The 20,262-nt window shown below is 70.1% G+C and carries 20 protein-coding genes; 15 read left to right on the forward strand and 5 right to left on the reverse strand.

What is annotated here, in order from left to right:
• Nucleotides 1-83: 83 nt before the first annotated feature.
• On the reverse strand, nucleotides 84-635 hold the full coding sequence (locus tag ACFYV1_RS16910) for a sugar transferase (RefSeq protein ID WP_389396231.1): 552 nt from the start codon (nucleotides 633-635) through the stop codon (nucleotides 84-86).
• Between the two features lie 299 nt (nucleotides 636-934).
• Between ACFYV1_RS16910 and dnaK the strand changes: the two genes are divergently transcribed.
• Genes dnaK through ACFYV1_RS16930 form a run of 4 tightly spaced genes read left to right on the forward strand, consistent with a single transcriptional unit; the run spans nucleotide 935 to nucleotide 5,098 of the window.
• Entirely contained in the window at nucleotides 935-2,785 is a 1,851-nt protein-coding gene (gene dnaK / locus ACFYV1_RS16915; protein ID WP_389396232.1) for a molecular chaperone DnaK, read from the forward strand.
• A complete protein-coding gene (gene grpE / locus ACFYV1_RS16920) occupies nucleotides 2,782-3,432 on the forward strand; it encodes a nucleotide exchange factor GrpE (protein WP_389396233.1) in 651 nt (216 codons plus the stop codon). Before dnaK ends, grpE begins: the two co-directional genes overlap by 4 nt.
• Nucleotides 3,433-3,462: 30 nt before the next feature.
• Nucleotides 3,463-4,647, forward strand: coding sequence for a molecular chaperone DnaJ (gene dnaJ, locus ACFYV1_RS16925; protein ID WP_389396234.1), 1,185 nt, complete (start codon nucleotides 3,463-3,465; stop codon nucleotides 4,645-4,647).
• Between the two features lies 1 nt (nucleotide 4,648).
• Nucleotides 4,649-5,098 (forward strand): heat shock protein transcriptional repressor HspR, encoded by a 450-nt coding sequence (locus ACFYV1_RS16930; RefSeq protein WP_389396235.1) that lies wholly within the window; start codon nucleotides 4,649-4,651, stop codon nucleotides 5,096-5,098.
• 315 nt (nucleotides 5,099-5,413) lie between these two features.
• On the opposite strand, the gene ACFYV1_RS16935 is transcribed toward ACFYV1_RS16930, so the two are convergent.
• Complete coding sequence (locus tag ACFYV1_RS16935; protein ID WP_389396236.1) at nucleotides 5,414-5,944, reverse strand: hypothetical protein; 531 nt, start codon at nucleotides 5,942-5,944, stop codon at nucleotides 5,414-5,416.
• Between the two features lie 405 nt (nucleotides 5,945-6,349).
• A complete protein-coding gene (locus tag ACFYV1_RS16940) occupies nucleotides 6,350-7,342 on the reverse strand; it encodes a helix-turn-helix transcriptional regulator (protein WP_389396237.1) in 993 nt (330 codons plus the stop codon).
• A gap of 128 nt (nucleotides 7,343-7,470) precedes the next feature.
• Between ACFYV1_RS16940 and ACFYV1_RS16945 the strand changes: the two genes are divergently transcribed.
• Nucleotides 7,471-7,734 (forward strand): hypothetical protein, encoded by a 264-nt coding sequence (locus ACFYV1_RS16945; protein ID WP_389396238.1) that lies wholly within the window; start codon nucleotides 7,471-7,473, stop codon nucleotides 7,732-7,734.
• Nucleotides 7,731-8,048 carry a (2Fe-2S)-binding protein gene (locus ACFYV1_RS16950; RefSeq protein WP_307707498.1) on the forward strand — a complete coding sequence of 106 codons (318 nt, stop codon included), beginning with the start codon at nucleotides 7,731-7,733 and terminating at the stop codon, nucleotides 8,046-8,048. The genes ACFYV1_RS16945 and ACFYV1_RS16950 overlap by 4 nt, the downstream gene beginning before the upstream one ends.
• Nucleotides 8,049-8,218: 170 nt before the next feature.
• Here ACFYV1_RS16950 and ACFYV1_RS16955 read toward each other — a convergent pair whose 3' ends face one another.
• Complete coding sequence (locus ACFYV1_RS16955) at nucleotides 8,219-8,623, reverse strand: pyridoxamine 5'-phosphate oxidase family protein (RefSeq protein WP_389396239.1); 405 nt, start codon at nucleotides 8,621-8,623, stop codon at nucleotides 8,219-8,221.
• A 129-nt stretch (nucleotides 8,624-8,752) separates the two neighbouring features.
• Between ACFYV1_RS16955 and clpB the strand changes: the two genes are divergently transcribed.
• Nucleotides 8,753-11,368, forward strand: coding sequence for an ATP-dependent chaperone ClpB (gene clpB, locus ACFYV1_RS16960; protein ID WP_389396240.1), 2,616 nt, complete (start codon nucleotides 8,753-8,755; stop codon nucleotides 11,366-11,368).
• A gap of 148 nt (nucleotides 11,369-11,516) precedes the next feature.
• Entirely contained in the window at nucleotides 11,517-12,053 is a 537-nt protein-coding gene (locus ACFYV1_RS16965; protein WP_389396241.1) for a YbjN domain-containing protein, read from the forward strand.
• Between the two features lie 126 nt (nucleotides 12,054-12,179).
• On the opposite strand, the gene ACFYV1_RS16970 is transcribed toward ACFYV1_RS16965, so the two are convergent.
• A complete protein-coding gene (locus ACFYV1_RS16970; RefSeq protein WP_389396242.1) occupies nucleotides 12,180-13,385 on the reverse strand; it encodes a pyridoxal phosphate-dependent aminotransferase in 1,206 nt (401 codons plus the stop codon).
• A 146-nt stretch (nucleotides 13,386-13,531) separates the two neighbouring features.
• Here ACFYV1_RS16970 and ACFYV1_RS16975 point away from each other — a divergent pair, with 146 nt between their 5' ends.
• From ACFYV1_RS16975 to fbaA, 7 genes are all read left to right on the forward strand, one after another.
• Complete coding sequence (locus ACFYV1_RS16975) at nucleotides 13,532-13,759, forward strand: hypothetical protein (RefSeq protein ID WP_389396243.1); 228 nt, start codon at nucleotides 13,532-13,534, stop codon at nucleotides 13,757-13,759.
• Between the two features lie 371 nt (nucleotides 13,760-14,130).
• Nucleotides 14,131-14,736, forward strand: coding sequence for a DUF2617 family protein (locus ACFYV1_RS16980; RefSeq protein ID WP_389396244.1), 606 nt, complete (start codon nucleotides 14,131-14,133; stop codon nucleotides 14,734-14,736).
• A 53-nt stretch (nucleotides 14,737-14,789) separates the two neighbouring features.
• The gene (locus tag ACFYV1_RS16985) at nucleotides 14,790-16,382 is read left to right on the forward strand and encodes a polyamine aminopropyltransferase (protein ID WP_389396245.1); all 1,593 of its coding nucleotides are present in this window, start codon (nucleotides 14,790-14,792) and stop codon (nucleotides 16,380-16,382) included.
• Nucleotides 16,383-16,547: 165 nt separating this feature from the next.
• Nucleotides 16,548-17,624: an SRPBCC domain-containing protein gene (locus tag ACFYV1_RS16990; RefSeq protein ID WP_389396246.1), complete on the forward strand. Its 1,077-nt coding sequence runs from the start codon at nucleotides 16,548-16,550 to the stop codon at nucleotides 17,622-17,624.
• Between the two features lie 19 nt (nucleotides 17,625-17,643).
• Complete coding sequence (locus ACFYV1_RS16995; RefSeq protein ID WP_389396247.1) at nucleotides 17,644-18,441, forward strand: aldose 1-epimerase; 798 nt, start codon at nucleotides 17,644-17,646, stop codon at nucleotides 18,439-18,441.
• A 10-nt stretch (nucleotides 18,442-18,451) separates the two neighbouring features.
• Complete coding sequence (pyrE, locus tag ACFYV1_RS17000) at nucleotides 18,452-18,991, forward strand: orotate phosphoribosyltransferase (RefSeq protein WP_356899387.1); 540 nt, start codon at nucleotides 18,452-18,454, stop codon at nucleotides 18,989-18,991.
• Nucleotides 18,992-19,179: 188 nt separating this feature from the next.
• Entirely contained in the window at nucleotides 19,180-20,202 is a 1,023-nt protein-coding gene (gene fbaA, locus ACFYV1_RS17005) for a class II fructose-bisphosphate aldolase (RefSeq protein ID WP_389396248.1), read from the forward strand.
• The last annotated feature ends 60 nt before the right edge of the window (nucleotides 20,203-20,262 follow it).

The raw sequence follows: 20,262 nt of genomic DNA on the forward strand, positions 1-20,262 counted from the left end.
CTAAGCGGTAACTTAATCAGTCTGTCTGAGACTACCCACTTATTCCGCCGCACTGTAGTTGGGCAGGCGGTGATCTGTGTCGCTCAGGCAACCCTGACCGGGGTGACCGGGGCGGGGTGGACGGGGCGCCGTCCGGCGACCGCCACGGGCACCGTGCGGGCCAGGATCGCCAGGTCGAGTCCCAGCCAGTGCTGCTCCACATAATGCAGGTCCAGCACGGCCATTTCCTCCCAGGGCAGCTCCGAGCGTCCGCTGACCTGCCAGAGGCCGGTGATTCCGGGGCGTACGGAGAGCCTGGCGCGCTCGGGTCCGGTGGCCACCGAGCCGGCCCTCGGCGGCAGGGGATGCGGTCCCACCAGGGACATCTCCCCGCGGACGACGTTGAGCAACTGCGGGAGCCGGTCCAGGAAGTGGCGGCGCAGAGCCCGGCCCACGGCGGTGACGGAGTCCCCGTGCCGGCTGCGGAACATGAACATCGCGAAGGTGCGGCCGCCGCGACCCACCCGGTCGGTCCGTCGCAGGACGGGTCCGGGCGAGCTCGCCGCCACCGCTGCCGCCGTGACGAGCAGCAGCGGGGACAGCAGGAGCAGGAGCAGCAGGCCACCTGTCAGATCGATCGCTCTCTTCGATGACATGGGAGCGCCCTTCTCATCCATACTTGATACTTCTTGACCGATTTTTTCGGATATGACTCTCCCAGAGCGCGGGTGTCGAAAGTGTGCGCCACGCGCGCGGGCGGCTCGGGGGCTCGGACCCCGAGATGCGCGGTGCATGGAGTCGGTGGGTGCCGGGCAGCGGCCAGGGGTTGGCGCGAGAGCTGCACGTAAGGGCGGGATAAAAGTTGAGTGGGCTCGACTCAGGTCTATTGACTGGGTGAGAGCCGTCGTGCATCCTTGAGCCAGATCCACTCAAGTCAGTTGTTGGAGGAATCGAAATGGCACGTGCGGTCGGCATCGACCTGGGCACGACTAACTCCGTCGTCAGCGTTCTGGAGGGCGGCGAGCCCACCGTCATCACCAACGCCGAGGGTGCCAGGACCACGCCGTCCGTCGTCGCCTTCGCGAAGAACGGTGAGGTGCTGGTCGGCGAGGTCGCCAAGCGTCAGGCGGTCACGAACGTCGATCGGACCATCCGGTCCGTCAAGCGCCACATGGGCACGGACTGGAAGATCGAGCTCGACGGGAAGAACTTCAACCCGCAGCAGATGAGCGCGTTCATCCTGCAGAAGCTGAAGCGCGACGCCGAGTCGTACCTGGGCGAGAAGGTCACCGACGCGGTGATCACCGTCCCGGCGTACTTCAACGACTCGGAGCGCCAGGCCACCAAGGAGGCCGGTGAGATCGCCGGTCTGAACGTGCTCCGCATCGTCAACGAGCCCACCGCGGCCGCCCTGGCCTACGGCCTGGACAAGGACGACCAGACGATCCTCGTCTTCGACCTCGGTGGCGGCACCTTCGACGTCTCGCTGCTGGAGATCGGCGACGGCGTCGTCGAGGTGAAGGCCACCAACGGTGACAACCACCTCGGTGGTGACGACTGGGACCAGCGCGTCGTCGACTACCTGGTCAAGCAGTTCCAGTCCGGGCACGGCGTCGACCTGTCCAAGGACAAGATGGCCATCCAGCGTCTCCGCGAGGCCGCGGAGAAGGCGAAGATCGAGCTGTCGTCCTCGACCGAGACGTCGATCAACCTGCCGTACATCACGGCCTCCGCAGAGGGCCCGCTGCACCTCGACGAGAAGCTCACCCGCGCGCAGTTCCAGCAGCTGACCGCGGACCTGCTCGAGCGCTGCAAGACCCCGTTCCACAACGTCGTCAAGGACGCCGGCATCGCGCTGTCCGAGATCGACCACGTGGTCCTGGTCGGCGGTTCGACCCGTATGCCCGCCGTCGCCGAGCTCGTCAAGGAGCTGACCGGCGGCAAGGAGGCCAACAAGGGTGTGAACCCGGACGAGGTCGTCGCCATCGGCGCCTCGCTCCAGGCCGGTGTCCTCAAGGGTGAGGTCAAGGACGTCCTGCTCCTCGACGTGACCCCGCTGTCCCTCGGTATCGAGACCAAGGGCGGCATCATGACCAAGCTCATCGAGCGCAACACCACGATCCCGACCAAGCGGTCCGAGATCTTCACCACGGCCGAGGACAACCAGCCGTCCGTGCAGATCCAGGTCTACCAGGGCGAGCGCGAGATCGCGGCGTACAACAAGAAGCTCGGGATGTTCGAGCTGACCGGTCTGCCGCCGGCCCCGCGCGGTGTGCCGCAGATCGAGGTCTCCTTCGACATCGACGCCAACGGCATCATGCACGTGACCGCCAAGGACCTGGGCACGGGCAAGGAGCAGAAGATGACCGTCACCGGCGGCTCCTCGCTGCCGAAGGACGAGGTCGACCGGATGCGCCAGGAGGCCGAGCAGTACGCGGACGAGGACCACCGCCGCCGCGAGGCCGCCGAGACCCGCAACCAGGGCGAGCAGCTCGTCTACCAGACCGAGAAGTTCCTCAAGGACAACGAGGACAAGGTCCCCGGCGACGTCAAGACCGAGGTGGAGACCGCGCTCACCGAGCTGAAGGAGAAGCTCAAGGGCGAGGACTCGGCCGAGATCCGCACCGCGACCGAGAAGGTCGCCGCGGTCAGCCAGAAGCTCGGCCAGGCGATGTACGCCAACGCCGCGCCCGAGGGTGCTGCCGCCGGCGGCGCCGAGGGAGCGGCCGGCGCCGCTGCCGACGACGACGTCGTCGACGCCGAGATCGTCGACGAGGACAAGCCGAAGAAGGACGGTGCCGCGTGACGGAGGAGACCCCGGGCTTCGAGGAGAAGCCCGACGTCCCCTCGGGCGCCACCCCTGACGACGCCGCCGAGACCGCCGAGACCTCCGAACAGGAGAGCCCGGCGGCCCCGGCAGGGGACGCAGCAAAGATCGCCGGCCTGACGGCACAGCTGGACCAGGTCCGTACCGCCCTCAACGAGCGGACGGCCGACCTCCAGCGGCTCCAGGCCGAGTACCAGAACTACCGCCGCCGCGTGGAGCGCGACAGGGTCACGGTCAAGGAGATCGCCACGGCGGCGCTCCTGACCGAGCTGCTGCCCGTGCTCGACGACATCGGCCGCGCCCGGGAACACGGGGAACTGGTGGGCGGGTTCAAGGTGGTGGCGGAGTCTCTCGAGACCGCCGCCGCCAAGATGGGCCTGCAGCAGTTCGGCAAGGAGGGCGAGCCCTTCGACCCGACGATCCACGAGGCCCTGATGCACTCGTACGCACCGGATGTCACCGAGACCACGTGCATCGCGATCCTGCAGCCCGGGTATCGCAGCGGTGAGCGCACCATCCGCCCCGCGCGGGTCGCGGTCGCCGAGCCGCAGCCGGGTGCGGCGCCCGCGGCGCAGAAGGAAGAGACGCAGGCCGACGAGGAGAGCGGTGGCCCCGAAGAGGGCTGACGCGGGAAACGTCCGGAAGGAGGGACGCCGATGAACACGAAGGACTTCGTCGAGAAGGACTACTACAAGGTCCTCGGCGTCCCCAAGGACGCCACAGAGGCCGAGATCAAGAAGGCGTACCGGAAGCTCGCCCGCGAGTTCCACCCGGACGCCAACAAGGGTGACGCCAAGGCCGAGGAGCGCTTCAAGGAGATCTCCGAGGCCAACGACATCCTCGGCGACCCCAAGCGGCGCAAGGAGTACGACGACGCCCGCGCCCTGTTCGGGAACGGCGGCTTCAGGGCACCTGGAGCCGGCGGTCCCGGCGGCGCCTTCAACTTCGACCTGGGCGACCTCTTCGGAGGTCCCCAGGGCGGGGGCCAGGGCGGCGCGGGCGGCTTCGGCGGTGGCCTCGGGGACGTCTTCGGCGGCCTGTTCAACCGGGGCGCCGGTGCCGGCGCCCGCACACAGCCGCGCCGCGGCCAGGACATCGAGTCCGAGGTGACGCTCAGCTTCACCGAGGCGGTCGACGGGGCCACGGTCCCGCTCCGGATGTCCAGTTCGGCTGCGTGCAAGGCGTGTTCGGGCACCGGTGACAAGAACGGCACCCCGCGGGTGTGCCCGACCTGTGTCGGAACCGGCCAGGTCTCGCGCGGCGGCACCGGTTCCTTCTCGCTGACCGACCCGTGCGTGGACTGCAAGGGCCGCGGCCTGATCGCCGAGACCCCTTGCGACGTCTGCAAGGGAAGCGGCAGGGCCCGTTCCTCGCGCACCATGCAGGTCCGCATTCCCTCCGGAGTCTTCGACGGGCAGCGGATCCGGCTGCGCGGCAAGGGCGCTCCGGGCGAGCGCGGCGGCCCGGCCGGCGACCTGTACGTCGTCGTCCACGTCGACGCCCACCCGGTCTTCGGACGCAAGGGCGACAACCTCACCGTCACGGTGCCCGTCACGTTCACAGAGGCGGCCCTCGGCGGCGAGATCAAGGTGCCGACGCTCGGCGGCCCTCCGGTCACCCTCAAGCTGCCCGCCGGCACACCCGGTGGGCGCACGATGCGCGCCCGCGGCAAGGGTGCGATCCGCAAGGACGGCACCCGCGGCGACCTGCTGGTCACCATCGAGGTCGCCGTACCCCAGGAACTGGGCGACAAGGCGAAGGAAGCGCTGGAGGCGTACCGCGAAGCCACCGCGGACGAGGATCCGCGGACGGAGCTGTTCCAGGCCGCGAAGGGAGCTTGATATGGACCGGTCGGGGCGCAGTCGCAACCCTTACGAACTGACCGACGAGTCGCCGGTGTACGTCATCTCGGTCGCCGCGCAGCTGTCGGGCCTGCATCCGCAGACCCTTCGGCAGTACGACCGGCTGGGTCTCGTCTCCCCCGACCGCACGGCCGGCAGGGGCCGGCGCTACTCGGCCCGCGACATCGAACTGCTCCGTACGGTGCAGCAGTTGTCGCAGGACGAGGGCATCAACCTGGCGGGCATCAAGCGGATCATCGAGCTGGAGAACCAGGTCGCGGCGCTTCAGCAGCGGGTCGCCGAGCTGTCGGCGGCCGTCGAGGGCGCGGCGGTGGCGATGCAGCAGCGCGAGGCCCAGGTGCATGCCTCGTACCGGCGCGATCTCGTGCCGTACCAGGACGTGCAGCAGGCGAGCGCCCTCGTCGTGTGGCGGCCCAAGCGCACCGACTGACACGACTGCGGAAACGGCGACCTGTACGGCTGCGGGCCGGAGGAACGAACGGTTCCTCCGGCCCGCAGCCGTATCGCGGAGCGTACGGTCCGCGCCCACACGACGAACATCGTGCGCGAACTGAACCTGAAGTCACGCTTCGAAGCGGCGCTCGTCTCCCACCTGTACGCGGACGACATCAGGGGCCTCAGGTCTGATCGGACCGCGGGGCCACAGGGGAAGCAGCCGGGTTCCGAGCCGCCCCGGGCCGCAGCTCCTCGTGAGCGGGAGCCCGTCGGCGTACTCGGAGGGAGACGCGGACGTCTCCGGCGTGCCCTACGGGACGGCGGCGCCGACGGCGTCGACCGCCATGATCCACATGGGCTGCCCACCGGTCCCGAAGGCCGCCGCCAGTGCGTACGCGACCGCTGCGTCGGCCGCCGCCACCTCGGCCTCCTCCCGCCACTCGGCGATCACCAGGCCGTCGCCGTCGCTCGAGAAGTCCCCCATGCGCACGCCGTCCCTGGTGAACCTGCTGCTCGGGATCGAGTCGGGCCGGAGGCGGTAGGACTTCCCGTCGTACGTCACGTCCACCCGGTACGAGCTCCGGCTCAGCCGCCCCTTGCCGGGCCTCAGTTCAACGGTTTCGCCGTCCACGCTCATCGTGAGGTGGCGGGGGTCGCGCGTCCCGATGGCGATGTGGTCGTCCTTCTCCGACTCCGCGGCGCGGACGATCTCCACACGCGGGACCTTCTCCCCGTCGACGACCAGCGTTTCCTGGTTCTCCAGATGGACGGTCACCTCACCGAAGCGGGTGTCCTGGACGGTGACTGAGGTGGGGGCGGGGTCGTGCTCGGTGTCGTGCATGAGGTTGTGGTCCTTCGTCCTTCAGCGTGGTCAGAACTGACGGTGTGTGGGGCTGCCGGGTCAGTCGACGACGGCCCGCTGGGCCGCGGTCAGCTCCCGGTACAGATCATTCCTCGCAGCTCCTGATGGCGGCCATGGCCGTGGACCCGGCCGTCCTGGAGGAGGACCGGCCGGTCCGCCGGTGTCACGGTGGACATCCGGTGGACGATCATCAGGACCCTCGTCCAGCAGCACCGGGGCTTGCGGAGCGAGGCCCTGGCGATGGCGCGGCGTCGGCGCTCGCCGCCGGAAGGGCCAGGCGCCCCCGCCAGGCGCCCCCGCCGGGCGCCCCACGGCCGACCGGGACGGCGACCTGACCCCGGCGGTCGGGCCAGGCGTCCTGGCCCCGCCTCCCGGTGCCTCACCTCACGGCGTGACGGGGTCCTCGCCCAGGATCCCCGACTGGGCGATGAGATAGCCCAGTTGCGCCCGGCTTCCGCTGCCGAGTGTGGCGTTCAGCTTCGCGATGTGCGCACGACAGGTGCGCACGTTCATCCCGAGGCGGCGCGCGATCGAGTCGTCGACATGGCCTTCGACGAGGAGTTTGGCGATGGAGCGCTGCACGCTGGTGATGCCGTCCAGTTCGGGGGCGTACGACAGTTGCTCCTCCCACGGGGTGGCGTGCAGCCAGAACTGCTCGAAGACGCCCACGAGATAGCGCACCAGGCCTTCGTGACGCAGCTCCAGGGCGACCTGCCGGTCGCTGCGAGCCGGCACGAAGGCGACCTTGCGGTCGACGATGATCAGACGGTCGATGATCTCCTCGAGGGTGCGGACCTCCACCCCGTACGGACTGACCCGCTCGACGTACGCCAGGGTCGACGGGTGGTGCCGGGCGGTGTGCTGGTAGAGGGTGCGCATCTTCACGCCGTTCTTGAGCAGCGGCTCGGCCCGTCGCAGACCGTGCTCCAGGGTGTCCGGTCGCCGTCCGCTGCCCGGCTGGATGGTCAGGAGCTCCACGGCGCATTCGGTGGTGACACGGTCCAGTGCTGCGTTGATGAGTCCCAGACCCTCGAGCACGGTGATCGCGTGCCGGGTCGAGAGATCCTGGGCCGTCAGGTTCATGAACGGCTCGAATGTGCCCGCGATGGACATGGCGAGCTGCCGGCGTTCCTGGATCTCCCGCTCGATGGGGTATATCAGCTGGTTGAGTGCGAGTGACGGCGGAACCGGTCGGAGCCACTGCGCGTCGTCGGGGTCGGGTCGCAGCAGGGAGAGATCGAGGAGGCATGGTACGTCCGCGGCCTCCGCGCGGGAGACCTGGCCGCTGCGCAGAGCCGTTGCGTAGAGATTCTTCCCTGCTTCGCACAGTTCGGCACCAGTATGCTTATGCCCGATATTGTCCTGGCTCGACGTCATTTGACACCCCCTCAGGGTCCTGAATTACAGGAACATGATGCCTGTGGTCGCTGGTGGAAGCATTCGGCGTGAGACATCGTCTTAGACGCGGGGGGAGGGTATTGAACAGAATGGGGTGGAGATCCTCCATGAACAGGACGGTTCGCATACTTTGCGCACTTGCTGCCGGTGCAGCCGCGTTCAGCGTCAGTGTGATCAGCGGTGAGCCGACTTGGGAGTCCGAGCCGGCGCACACGGTGATCGCGGGTGAGCCGACTTGGGAGTCCGAGCCGACGCACGCGGTGATCGCGGGTGAGCCGACTTGGGAGACCGGGCCGGGCGGTGTCGTGACCACGGGCACCGACGAACTCACATGGGAGATCGCTCCCGTGGACGCGGATCCGGGCGCATGACCATCCCTCCGGATGATCGTGTCTTCCGGCGCGAGATGGCGACGGCCTATCGGTCCGGGTGGCATTTCATCGACCTCGTCACTGCGATTCCGCATCGTGGCGACTCGTTGATGGTCACCCTGTTCGGTGAGCCGATCGTCGTCGCCCGCGAGGAGGACGAGGACGTCCGCGCCTACCGCTGCCTGCGCCGGCCCCGAGGGGCACCACAGCCCGTCCGCTGTGCCATCCGGTACGGCATGATTTTTGTCAATCTCGACCAGCGTGAACACCAGCTGGCCGAGCCGGACACCACCGCCACCCCCCGCAGTGCCTGAGCGATTCCCCCGTCGTTTCAAATCGCTCAGGTGCTTCCCCCACACAGCGGCGCCATCGTGGACCTGAAACACGATGGCGCCGTTGTGCTGCCCCGAAACGTTTCCGTCGAGGCCGGCCGCACCCGCCTCGTCGCCGTGCCCGGCCGCGCCCGCCCCGTCGCCGCGCCCGGTTATGCCCGGCCCATCGCGCGGGTCAGCCTGATCTCGATGACCACCCGGTCCGGATTGGGCGTCGGGGTGCGTCCGTACCGCTCCGCGTAGCGGCTCACCGCGTCCGCCACCACCTCCGCCTCCGTGCGGATGGTCGCGACGCCCTCCAGCGTCGCCCAGCGCCCCTTGTCCACCTGGCAGACCGCCACCCGTGCCCCCTCCGGGCCCGCGGCCAGGATGTTGGCGACCTTGCGGCTGTTCTTGTTGGTGATCACCCGTGCCCTGCCGCCCTTTGGGTCGTAGGTGACCCCCACCGCGACCACGTGGGGAGTGCCGTCCGGACGCGGGGTCGTCAGGGTGCACATGTGACGGTCGCGCCAGAAGCTGAGGTAGGTGGCGCCGGGGTTGCGCGGGTCGATGGCCATGCTGCGGAACCTATCTCCGAGGCCCGTCGGGCTGTCCGGCAGCACCCTGAGTGGAATAGACTCAACTTTGTGCACGTTGACTGAGTCAGTATTGACGATGAGTCCATCAGCGAGGAGGAGAGACCGCACGTGGACGCAGAGCTGACCAACAAGAGCCGGGATGCGATCAACGCCGCGACCAGCCGGGCCGTGTCCGAAGGACACCCGGATCTGACGTCCGCGCATCTGCTTCTGGCCCTCCTCGAGGGCGAAGGACATCAAGCAGCCGAGAACATCACCGACCTGCTCGCCGCCGTCGAGGCGGACCAGGCCGCGGTGCGGTCCGGTGCCGAACGCGTCCTCGCGTCGCTGCCGAGCGTCACCGGTTCCACGGTCGCCCCGCCGCAGCCCAACCGCGAGCTGCTCGCCGTCATCGCCGACGCCGCGCAGCGGGCGAAGGAGCTCGGGGACGACTATCTGTCCACCGAGCACCTGCTCATCGGGGTCGCGGCGAAGGGCGGCGCGGCCGGTGAGGTGCTGAACCAGCAGGGCGCCAGTGCGAAGAAACTGCTGGACGCGTTCGAGAAGGCAAGGGGAGGGCGCCGGGTGACCACACCCGACCCGGAAGGTCAGTACAAGGCGCTGGAGAAGTTCGGCACGGACCTCACCGCCGCGGCCCGCGAGGGCAGGCTCGACCCGGTCATCGGCCGGGACCAGGAGATCCGCCGCGTCGTACAGGTGCTGTCGCGGCGCACGAAGAACAACCCGGTGCTCATCGGCGAGCCCGGCGTCGGCAAGACCGCCGTCGTCGAGGGCCTCGCCCAGCGCATCGTGAAGGGCGACGTCCCCGAGTCCCTGCGGAACAAGCGGCTGGTCGCGCTCGACCTCGGAGCGATGATCGCCGGCGCCAAGTACCGCGGCGAGTTCGAGGAACGCCTCAAGACAGTGCTGTCCGAGATCAAGGCCAGCGACGGCCAGATCATCACCTTCATCGACGAGCTGCACACGGTCGTGGGAGCGGGCGCCGGCGGCGACTCGGCCATGGACGCGGGCAACATGCTCAAGCCGATGCTGGCCCGCGGCGAGCTCCGGATGGTCGGTGCGACGACCCTCGACGAGTACCGCGAGCGGATCGAGAAGGACCCTGCCCTCGAGCGCCGCTTCCAGCAGGTGCTGGTGGCGGAGCCGACCGTCGAGGACACCATCGCGATCCTGCGCGGCCTCAAGGGGCGCTACGAGGCCCACCACAAGGTGCAGATCAACGACTCGGCGCTGGTCGCCGCCGCCACCCTCTCCGACCGGTACATCACCTCCCGCTTCCTGCCCGACAAGGCCATCGACCTCGTCGACGAGTCCGCTTCACGGCTCCGTATGGAGATCGACTCCTCGCCCGTCGAGATCGACGAGCTGCAGCGCGCCGTCGACCGGCTGCGGATGGAGGAACTGGCGCTCAGGAACGAGTCCGACCCCGCCTCCAAGCAGCGGCTGGAGAAGCTGCGCCGCGACCTCGCCGACAAGGAGGAGGAGCTGCGCGTCCTCACCGCCCGCTGGGAGAAGGAGAAGCAGGGCCTCAACCGTGTCGGTGAACTGAAGGAACGCCTCGACGACCTGCGCGGCCAGGCCGAACGGGCCCAGCGCGACGGCGACTTCGACACCGCCTCCAAGCTCCTGTACGGCGAGATCCCCGGCCTGGAGCGGGAGCTGGACGAGGCCGCGAAGGCGGAGGCCGAGCAGGAGGCCGCCAAGGACACGATGGTCAAGGAGGAGGTCGGCCCCGACGACATCGCCGACGTGGTCGGCTCCTGGACCGGCATCCCGGCCGGCCGCCTCCTCGAGGGCGAGACGCAGAAATTGCTGCGCATGGAGCAGGAACTGGGCCGGCGGCTCATCGGACAGAGCGAGGCCGTGCAGGCCGTGTCCGACGCCGTGCGCCGGACACGGGCCGGCATCGCGGACCCCGACCGGCCCACCGGGTCGTTCCTCTTCCTCGGCCCGACCGGTGTCGGCAAGACCGAGCTGGCGAAGGCACTCGCGGACTTCCTCTTCGACGACGAGCGGGCCATGGTCCGCATCGACATGTCGGAGTACGGGGAGAAGCACAGCGTCGCCCGTCTGGTCGGCGCGCCTCCCGGCTACGTCGGTTACGAGGAGGGCGGCCAGCTCACCGAGGCCGTACGCCGCCGTCCTTACAGCGTGGTGCTGCTGGACGAGGTCGAGAAGGCGCACCCCGAGGTCTTCGACATCCTGCTCCAGGTGCTCGACGACGGCCGTCTGACCGACGGACAGGGCAGGACGGTGGACTTCCGCAACACCATCCTGATCCTGACGTCGAACCTCGGCAGCCAGTTCCTGAGCGGGCACGGCCCGGCGGATTTGACGACCTCGGACGAGCAGCGGAAGCAGCAGGTCCTGGAGGTGGTGAGGGCCTCGTTCAAGCCTGAGTTCCTCAACCGGCTCGACGACCTGGTGGTCTTCTCCGCTCTGACCAGGGACGAGCTGGCCCACATCGCCGAACTGCAGATCGGCCGCCTCGCACGGCGTCTGGCGGACCGCCGGCTGACCCTGGACGTCACCCCGGAGGCACTGGCCTGGCTCGCCGACGAGGGCAACGACCCGGCGTACGGCGCCCGCCCTCTGCGCAGGCTGATCCAGACCGCGATCGGCGACCGCCTCGCCAAGGAGATCCTCGCGGGCGAGGTCGAGGACGGCGACACCGTACGTGTGGACCGTTTCGGGGACGGTCTGATCGTCGGCGCGGCGCGGTAGCGGCCCGTCGCGGCGCTCCGGCCGCCGGTGCCTCAGGGCCCGGCGGCCGGATCTTTGTCAGCCCGCAGCGGATCGCGGGCGGCGGGGCTTGCCAGCCCCCGCCGGGCATGGGAGAGGATGGCGGCATCCGTACGAAGGGAAATACACGGTGACCATCGATCCGTCCTCGATTCCGAATTTCGGGGGCCAGCCCAAGCCTCAGGCCGCAGGACCGGCGGGCCCCGTCGTTCCCGACCAGGATCTCGTCAAGCAGCTCCTCGAGCAGATGGAGCTGAAGTACGTCGTCGACGACGAGGGTGACCTCGCGGCGCCGTGGGAGGACTTCCGCACCTACTTCATGTTCCGCGGGGAGGGCGAGCAGCAGGTCTTCTCGGTGCGGACGTTCTACGACCGTCCGCACGCGGTCACGGAGAAGGCCAGGATCCTCGACGCGATCGACGACTGGAACCGCCGCACCCTGTGGCCGAAGGTCTACACCCACCTCCACGAGGAGGAGGGCGCCGAACTCCCGACGATCCGCCTCATCGGTGAGGCGCAGATGCTGATCGGCACCGGTGTGAGCCTCGAGCACTTCGTGTCGTCGACGGTCTCCTGGGTGCGCGCGTCGATCGAGTTCGACAAGTGGCTCGCGGAGCAGTTCGGCCTCGCTCCCCAGGAGGACGAGAAGCCGGCCGACGACGCCTGAGACGTTCAGCCGCACAAGGGCCCGGCGGGCTCGCGATCCTCGTGACCGCGAGCCCGCCGGGCCCTGGCGTCCGCCCGGGTTGCCGGCTCAGGGCGCCGGGCCCTGGCGTCCGCCCGGGTTGCCGGCTCAGGGCGCCAGGGACTTCAGGCGGGCCACCGCCTCCTCGAGGACGTCCACCCTCTTGCAGAACGCGAACCGCACGAACGGGGCGCCTTCCCCCCGGTGGTCGTAGAAGACCGCGTTCGGGATGGCGACCACGCCGCAGCGCTCGGGCAGCGCCCGGCAGAACGCGAAGCCGTCCGACTCGCCCAGCGGCCGGATGTCGGTGGTGACGAAGTACGTGCCGGCCGGGCGGTGCACCGTGAAACCGGCCGCGGACAATCCCTCGCTCAGCAGGTCGCGCTTCGCCCGCAGGTCCTCGCGGAGCCCGTCGAAGTACGTGCCGGGCAGGGCGAGCGCCTCGGCGACCGCGTACTGGAACGGGCCCGCGGAGACGTACGTCAGGAACTGCTTGGCGGAGCGGACCGCCGTGATCAGCTCCGGCGAGGAGGTCACCCAGCCGACCTTCCAGCCGGTGAACGAGAACGTCTTGCCGGCGCTGGAGATCGTGACCGTGCGCTCGCGCATCCCGGGGAACGACGCCAGCGGCACGTGCTCGCCGTCGAAGACCAGGTGCTCGTACACCTCGTCGGTGACCACGAGAAGATCCCGTTCGACCGCCAGCGCCGCGATCGCCGCGAGTTCCTCACGGGTCAGCACCGTGCCGGTGGGGTTGTGCGGGGTGTTGATCAGGAGCAGACGGGTCCGGTCGGTGACCGCGTCACGCAGCTCGTCCAGGTCGAGGCGGAACGCGTGCTCGTGCGGTCGCAGCGTCACGGGCACCCGTACACCGCCCGCCATCGCGATGCACGCCGCGTACGAGTCGTAGTACGGCTCCAGCGCGATCACCTCGTCGCCGGGCTCGACGAGCGCGAGCAGGGCGGCGGCGATCGCCTCCGTGGCACCGGCCGTGACCAGGACCTCGGTGTCGGGGTCGCAGGTGAGGCCGTGGAAGCGCCGCTGGTGCTCCGCGATCGCGCTGCGCAGCTCAGGGACGCCGGGGCCGGGCGGGTACTGGTTTCCGCGACCGTCGCGCAGCGCCCGCACCGCCGCCTCCCTGACCTCCTCGGGGCCGTCGGTGTCCGGGAAACCCTGGCCGAGGTTGATCGAGCCGGTGCGCAGGGCCAGCGCCGACATCTCCGCGAAGATCGTGGTCCCGAACTCCGCGAGCCTGCGGTTGAGCAGCGGTCGTGGGCTCTCGTCGCGTGCCGTGTCCGTCGTCATGGCGGCCATCCTGCGCGCAACCTCTGGAGTTGCTCAAGTCTGCTTTGGCTCCGCGCGGCCAGGGGCATCTCCCTGCCACGCCGGCAAGCGTCCGGCATGCGGCACGAGAAGCGGTCACGCGGCGTCGCGGGGGAACGAGAAGGACGGTGGGAAAGATGACGGTTCTCGGATTCGTACTGATCGGGGTACTGCTCGTCGTGGTCTTCACGGTGGTGGCGTCCGGCCGGAACCGCAGGGGCAGGCGGCGCGGCGCCGCGGGGAGCGCGTCGGGCGGGGGCTGGTGGGCCGGCGGCGGCAACTCGGGGGGTTGCGCCGGTTCGTCCTCCTGCGGCAGCAGCTCGTCCTGTGGCGGCGGCGGGGGCGGATGCGGCGGAGGCAGCTGACAGGGGCAGCTGGTCCGCGGGTGAATGTGCCCGGTGGGTGTGCCGAAAAGCGGCCAACTCCCGCCGGGCACGCCTCTGTTGGCGCTTCCGCCGTAAAAAGTCCGGCTGGTGTGTTGACTTCACGCCGCGTTTTCCGTTGAACAGTTGAACCCCCTGCCCCCGAGTGGATGGAAACCACGTCAAGTTGGGTAAAAACGCTGTGGGCATCATCCACTTCGTGATTCGCTCAATGTCGGAACCTGTTGGATCCATCCAGCCCTCGGACCTCTCGTGGACCCGAGCAGGCCACCCCCCACACGTCCTGCGATCCGTTTCCGGAGCGCCCAGGTCCACGCGTCCACCCAGCCGAAGCGCGCTTGCGGAGCCGACCCATGCTCACGATCATCGATACCGCCTACACCGACACCCGTGCCGACGACCTCGCCTGGGCGCTGGGTCGGGAGCCGCTCCCAGCCCTCGCCGTCCTCGACCTCGAACTCTCGGGCGCGAAAATCCAGTTGAGACTGCTGGGCGCGTCCCACCAGGTGCTGCTCGAAGAGGAGCAGGGCACCTGTTCGGAGACCGTCGCCTGCATGCCCGGCAGCAGCACGCCGCTGCCACTGGGCGTGGCCAAGCGGCTCGGCGACCGGGAGTACGAATTCGCCGCTCGCGTCGAGACGCTCTCGCAGCGCTCGTTCGCGGGCCGCGCCCAGGAGTTGCTCGCCCTCGTGGCCGACCATCCGCACGGTCTGGCCGGCACGTTCCCCGGCTCTCCGCACGCGTTCACCGCGATGGTGGCGCAGGGCGGCGAGGGTCAGGTGCGGTGGCGCACCTGGCACGCGTACCCGCAGGAGGGCCGTCTCGTGGTCACCCGTACGAGGGTTGGCGTCCCGGCCCACGCGTCGCCTGTTGCTCGCCCCGATCACCGCCCCGATCACCGCCCCGAGTACGGCCCGGGGCGTCGCCTCGGGCGGGACATCGAGCGGTCCGGGATGTAGTCGACTCGTGTGGGTGACAAACAGCCAACTCCTCGTGACGTAGCGTTACGTGGATGATCGACCGGCCGCAGACCTCGCCGCCCACGGGCCGGGTGCCGCTGCCCGTACGCCCGGAGGCCGGCCGTCATCTCGTGCTGGCGGCGGTCTTCGTGTGTGCCGCTTGCGGTCTGGTCTACGAGCTCGAACTGGTCGCGCTCGCCACGTATCTGATCGGGGACTCGGTCACCCAGGCGTCCGTCGTCCTGTCGGTGATGGTCTTCGCGATGGGCATCGGATCGCTCCTCGCCAAACGGCTGCGCTGCCACGCGGTCGTCGGCTTCGGACTTCTCGAAGCGGCGCTGGCGCTCGTCGGCGGCCTGTCGGCCTTGGTGCTGTACGCGTCCTTCGCGTGGATCGGCGACTCCAGGGTCGCCCTGGTGGGCTTCAGCCTGACCATCGGGGTTCTGATCGGTGCGGAGATACCGCTGCTGATGTCGCTGATCCAGCGCATCTCGCGGCGGGACGCCGAAGGCACCGTCGCAGACCTGTTCGCCGCGGACTACGTGGGAGCCCTCGTCGGCGGGCTGGCCTTCCCGTTCCTGCTGCTGCCCTGGCTCGGCGAGCTCACGGGAGCGCTGGTGACCGGCGGGGTCAACGCGGTGGCGGGCGGGGCACTGGTGCTGTGGCTGTTCCGCCGGGACCTCACGCCGCGCTGGCGGGTCCGGCTGCTGGTCGTCAACGCGCTGGTGCTGGCGCTGCTGGCGGGCGCCACCGTGATGGTCGACGAGTTCGAGCGCGCGGCACGCCGGGCGGTCTACGGCCCCGACGTGCGGGTCGCCGTGCGCACCGGGGTCCAGGAGGTCGTGCTCACCGGCGGGCCGCGGCAGCCGCCCGACCTGTTCCTCAACGGGCGGCTGAAGGTCAGGGGCCATGACGAGCACCGCTACCACGAGGCGCTCGTCCACCCCGCCATGCTCGGACGGCACGACCGCGTCCTGATCCTCGGCGGCGGCGACGGGCTGGCGGCCCGCGAGGTGCTGCGCCACGGGGACGTCCGCGCGCTGACCGTCGTCGAACTCGACCCGGGAGTCGTCCGGCTCGCCCGTACCGATCCCGCTCTCACCGCGCTGAACGACCGTGCCTACGACGACCCCCGGCTGCGGGTCGTCACGGCTGACGCCTTCTCCTGGCTCCGAGAGCACCGCGGTGACTACGACGTGATCATCTCCGACCTGCCCGACCCGGGCATCACCGCGAGCACCAAGCTCTACTCGCTCGAGTTCTACGGGCTCGCCCGGCGGACGCTGGCCGACGGAGGGAGGCTCGTCGTCCACGCCGGGCCGACCGCGCGGCCGCGGACGTACTGGACCGTCGACGCGACGCTGCGCGCCGCCGGGTTCACCACCGTCGCGTACCGGGTGCGCGGTGCCGCGTCGGGCGCGGCGAGCGGCCCGGAGCGGTTCGACCCCACCGTGGCCGCCGGTACCGACTGGGGGCTGCTGCTCGCGGCCACGGACCACACACCGCACCTCGGGCTCGGGGCGGACGTGCCGCGGCTGCGCTCGGAGGCGGCCGACACCTTCCGGCAGGACGCGCTCGCCGCCCAGCGCACCCGGTTGCCCGGACTGGCGCCGTCGACCCTGGTCCACCCGCGCTACGCGGACTGAGGACCACGTCCGCGGACCCCGGTGCGGGACCGGTGCGAAACCCCGGTGCGGGACCCCGGTGCGGGACTCCGCGCGCGCCGGACGCCCGCGGGCAGACGCCGGGTACGCGCCCGGCACGCGCGGAAAGGCAGACGCGGCGGGCCGTGCTGAGTAGGCTCGACTCCCATGGAGCATGAGGTGTTCGTTCCGGTACCGACCGAGACCCTCCGACGGGTGCTGAGGGACCCCGCCCGGGTCGCCCGCTGCGTCCCCGGACTCCAACAGGACGCGGACGAGGCCGCCGGGCCCCTCGCGGGGCGGCTCAAGGTCAGGGTCGCCGGCCACACCATCACGTACCGCGGCGCCCTGCACATCACGGAGCAGGCCGACGAGCGGGGCGGCGCCTTCGCGGTCGAGGGCGACGGTGCGGAGGCCCGCGGCACAGGTTCCGTGAAGGTGACGCTGATGATCCGTCCCGCGCCGACCGACGGCGGCACCACGGTGACGTTCACCGGCTCCTCGCGTGCGGAGGGCCGACTGGCCGACCTGGCGACCGGGGCGAAGACCTCGGCGGCGCACCGGCTCCTCGACCGTTTCGCGGAGGCACTGGCCGCGGCCGCCTTCGACGAGGCGGGTCGCCCGCAGCGCTCCGAAGGAGCCGACCGTACCGGCGCCGCCACCGCGGGTGCCGCGGCCGCGGCACCGGAGGACCCGGCCACCGGCGAGGGCCCTGAGGCCGGTGAGGACCCGGCGGCCGACGACCGGGCAGGGCAGCCCCGGCCCGCCGCGGACAACGGCGCCGACCGGTCGGATGACGACTCGCGGCCCCCCGCCGCCGACTCCGACCCGTCCGGCGCACCCCACGACCGTGCCGGAGCCGAGGCGACCGACGCCGACGGCGGTTCCGTCTTCGACGCGCCCGTGCCACCGCCCTCGCTCGGACCTGACGCCGACGACGAGTTCGAGGACCTCGACGGTGTGGACGGACTCGACGGCGCGGACGACTTCGACGGCATCGAGGCGCTCGACGACCTCTCCGGCCTGCCGGGCGCGGTGCCGGCGGAGGCCGCCCACGCCCGGCGCACCATGATCGGCCGCAGCGCCGAGGAAGTGGACCACGCCCCGCCGCGCGGGCGTTACGCGCCCACTCCCGCACCCCAGGCGGGCTCCGCCGGCGCGACTCTGCGTTGGCTCGCACCCGCGGCCGCCCTCGCGCTGGCATCGGCGGTCGTGGTCGGCAGGGCGTTGCGCCGCCGTAAGTGACACGCCGTAATGTCGGGGTGTGAGTAGCGAAAAGAGCATCCGGCTGGCCGCCGGTGACGTCGAGTTGACCGTGGATCCTACGATCGGCTGCCGCATCGCGAGCCTGCGTGTCGGCGGTACGGAGCTGCTGCGCCAGGGCGAGCGGTACGGCTCGTTCCCCATGGTCCCGTGGTGCGGCCGCACACGGGACGGCGAGTTCAGCAACGGCGATGTGCACCACCGGCTGCCACTGAACGCCGCGCCGCACGCCATCCACGGCACCGGTCGTGACACCGCCTGGAGCATCGCGCGGGCGGGTGACGGCGAGGCGCACTTCACCTACGACCTGAGCGACCCGTGGCCGTACACCGGGCGCGTCACGCAGACGTTCGCGCTGGCGGACGACTCGGTCACCATCCGGATGGGTGTGGAGACCTACGGGACGTCGTTCCCCGCGCAGGCCGGCTGGCACCCCTGGTTCCTTCGCAACCTCGGGGCCGGCGGCGCGGACGTACGGATCGACTTCACGCCCGAGTGGCAGGAGGAACGCGGTGCGGACCACCTGCCGACGGGCAAGCGCATCACACCGCTGCCGGGCCCGTGGGACGACTGCTTCGGCATGCCCGACGGGGTCGACGTGACTCTGACCTGGCCCGGTGAGCTGGAGCTGAAGGTCAAGAGCCCGGCGGAGTGGGTGGTGATTTACGACGAGCAGGCGGAGGCGGTCTGCGTGGAGCCGCAGTCCGGGCCGCCGAACGGTCTCAACACCCACCCCGAGTTCGTCACGCCGATCGAGCCGCTGGAGATCGCGACAACCTGGAGCTGGCGGCGGCTTTAAGCTCATGGGCATGACTGACGTGCGTGCTGAGCTGCTTCAGCAGATCAAGGACAAGGCCGTGGTGCACGGCAAGGTGACCCTCTCCTCGGGCATCGAGGCCGACTGGTACATCGACCTGCGCCGGATCACGCTGGACGGCGAGGCGGCGCCGATGGTCGGCCAGGTGATGCTGGACGCCACCGCCGACCTGGACTACGACTGCGTGGGCGGCCTGACGCTGGGGGCCGACCCCGTCGCGACGTCGATGCTGCACGCCTCCGCGGCGCGCGGCAAGCGGCTGGACGCCTATGTCGTCCGCAAGGCGGGCAAGGCGCACGGCATGCAGCGTCGCATCGAGGGCACGGACGTGAAGGGACGCCGCTGCCTGGTCGTGGAGGACGTGTCGACCACCGGCGGCTCCCCGCTGACCGCCGTCGAGGCGGTCCGGGAAGCCGGCGGCGAGGTCGTCGCGGTCGCGGTCATCGTGGAGCGCGGTGCCGCCCCCAAGATCGCCGAGGCGGGCCTCCCGTACGTCAACGCATACTCGCTCGACGAGCTCGGTCTCGCCTGATCAAGGGCTGACCTGCACGTACGCCATGGGGCGTTCTGTTTCACGTGAAACAGGACGCCCCTGTCGCATATCCGCAGGACAGGCATGCTGGTGCCCGGACGGGAGTCTGGAAAGATAGGCCGCGACGATGACGTCGCCCAAGGTCAGGGCCCAGCACCACACACCCGCACATCACAAGGAGCGGACACATGCCCATCGCGACTCCCGAGGTCTACAACGAGATGCTCGACCGGGCGAAGGCAGGCAAGTTTGCCTACCCCGCCATCAACGTGACCTCGTCCCAGACCCTGCACGCTGCCCTGCGTGGTTTCGCGGAGGCCGAGAGCGACGGCATCATCCAGATTTCCACCGGCGGAGCCGAGTTCCTGGGTGGTCAGCACAGCAAGGACATGGTCACCGGCGCCGTCGCCCTGGCCGAGTTCGCGCACATCGTCGCAGCCAAGTACGACATCACCGTCGCCCTCCACACCGACCACTGCCCGAAGGACAAGCTGGACGGCTATGTACGTCCGCTGATCGAGGTCTCCGCCGAGCGTGTGAAGGCCGGCCGCAACCCGCTGTTCCAGTCCCACATGTGGGACGGTTCGGCCGAGACCCTCGCCGACAACCTCACCATCGGGCAGGAGCTGCTCGCGCAGGCCGCCGCCGCCAAGATCATCCTCGAGGTCGAGATCACCCCGACCGGTGGCGAGGAGGACGGCGTCACCCACGAGATCAACGACGAGCTCTACACCACCGTCGACGACGCGCTGCGCACCGCGGAGGCCCTCGGCCTGGGCGAGAAGGGCCGCTACCTGCTGGCCGCCTCCTTCGGCAACGTGCACGGCGTCTACAAGCCGGGCAACGTCGTGCTCCGCCCCGAACTGCTGAAGGACCTGCAGGCCGGTGTCTCCGCCAAGTACGGCAAGGCCGACCCGTTCGACTTCGTCTTCCACGGCGGCTCCGGCTCCACCGCCGAGGAGATCGCCACCGCGCTGGAGAACGGCGTCGTGAAGATGAACCTCGACACCGACACCCAGTACGCCTTCACGCGCCCCGTCGCGGACCACATGTTCAAGAACTACGACGGTGTTCTGAAGGTCGACGGCGAGGTCGGCTCGAAGAAGACCTACGACCCCCGCACCTGGGGCAAGCTGGCCGAGGCCGGCATGGCCACCCGCGTCACGGAGGCCTGTGCGGCCCTGCGCTCCACCGGCACCAGGATCAAGTAGACGTCTGCCGCCACCGCGGGCCCGGCATCCCTTTCCGGGGCGCCGGGCCCGCGGTGTGTC

Source organism: Streptomyces sp. NPDC003023, from assembly GCF_042888225.1.
Lineage (GTDB): Bacteria > Actinomycetota > Actinomycetes > Streptomycetales > Streptomycetaceae > Streptomyces.

Bases quoted from the DNA above. Each gene is read 5' to 3' on its own strand.
- ACFYV1_RS16910 (WP_389396231.1), bottom strand. From the start codon at position 635: ATGTCATCGAAGAGAGCGATCGATCTGACAGGTGGCCTGCTGCTCCTG.
- dnaK (WP_389396232.1), top strand. From the start codon at position 935: ATGGCACGTGCGGTCGGCATCGACCTGGGCACGACTAACTCCGTCGTC.
- dnaJ (WP_389396234.1), top strand. From the start codon at position 3,463: ATGAACACGAAGGACTTCGTCGAGAAGGACTACTACAAGGTCCTCGGC.
- ACFYV1_RS16930 (WP_389396235.1), top strand. From the start codon at position 4,649: ATGGACCGGTCGGGGCGCAGTCGCAACCCTTACGAACTGACCGACGAG.
- ACFYV1_RS16935 (WP_389396236.1), bottom strand. From the start codon at position 5,944: ATGCACGACACCGAGCACGACCCCGCCCCCACCTCAGTCACCGTCCAG.
- ACFYV1_RS16940 (WP_389396237.1), bottom strand. From the start codon at position 7,342: ATGACGTCGAGCCAGGACAATATCGGGCATAAGCATACTGGTGCCGAA.
- ACFYV1_RS16945 (WP_389396238.1), top strand. From the start codon at position 7,471: ATGAACAGGACGGTTCGCATACTTTGCGCACTTGCTGCCGGTGCAGCC.
- ACFYV1_RS16950 (WP_307707498.1), top strand. From the start codon at position 7,731: ATGACCATCCCTCCGGATGATCGTGTCTTCCGGCGCGAGATGGCGACG.
- ACFYV1_RS16955 (WP_389396239.1), bottom strand. From the start codon at position 8,623: ATGGCCATCGACCCGCGCAACCCCGGCGCCACCTACCTCAGCTTCTGG.
- ACFYV1_RS16970 (WP_389396242.1), bottom strand. From the start codon at position 13,385: ATGGCCGCCATGACGACGGACACGGCACGCGACGAGAGCCCACGACCG.
- ACFYV1_RS16975 (WP_389396243.1), top strand. From the start codon at position 13,532: ATGACGGTTCTCGGATTCGTACTGATCGGGGTACTGCTCGTCGTGGTC.
- ACFYV1_RS16980 (WP_389396244.1), top strand. From the start codon at position 14,131: ATGCTCACGATCATCGATACCGCCTACACCGACACCCGTGCCGACGAC.
- ACFYV1_RS16985 (WP_389396245.1), top strand. From the start codon at position 14,790: ATGATCGACCGGCCGCAGACCTCGCCGCCCACGGGCCGGGTGCCGCTG.
- ACFYV1_RS16990 (WP_389396246.1), top strand. From the start codon at position 16,548: ATGGAGCATGAGGTGTTCGTTCCGGTACCGACCGAGACCCTCCGACGG.
- pyrE (WP_356899387.1), top strand. From the start codon at position 18,452: ATGACTGACGTGCGTGCTGAGCTGCTTCAGCAGATCAAGGACAAGGCC.
- fbaA (WP_389396248.1), top strand. From the start codon at position 19,180: ATGCCCATCGCGACTCCCGAGGTCTACAACGAGATGCTCGACCGGGCG.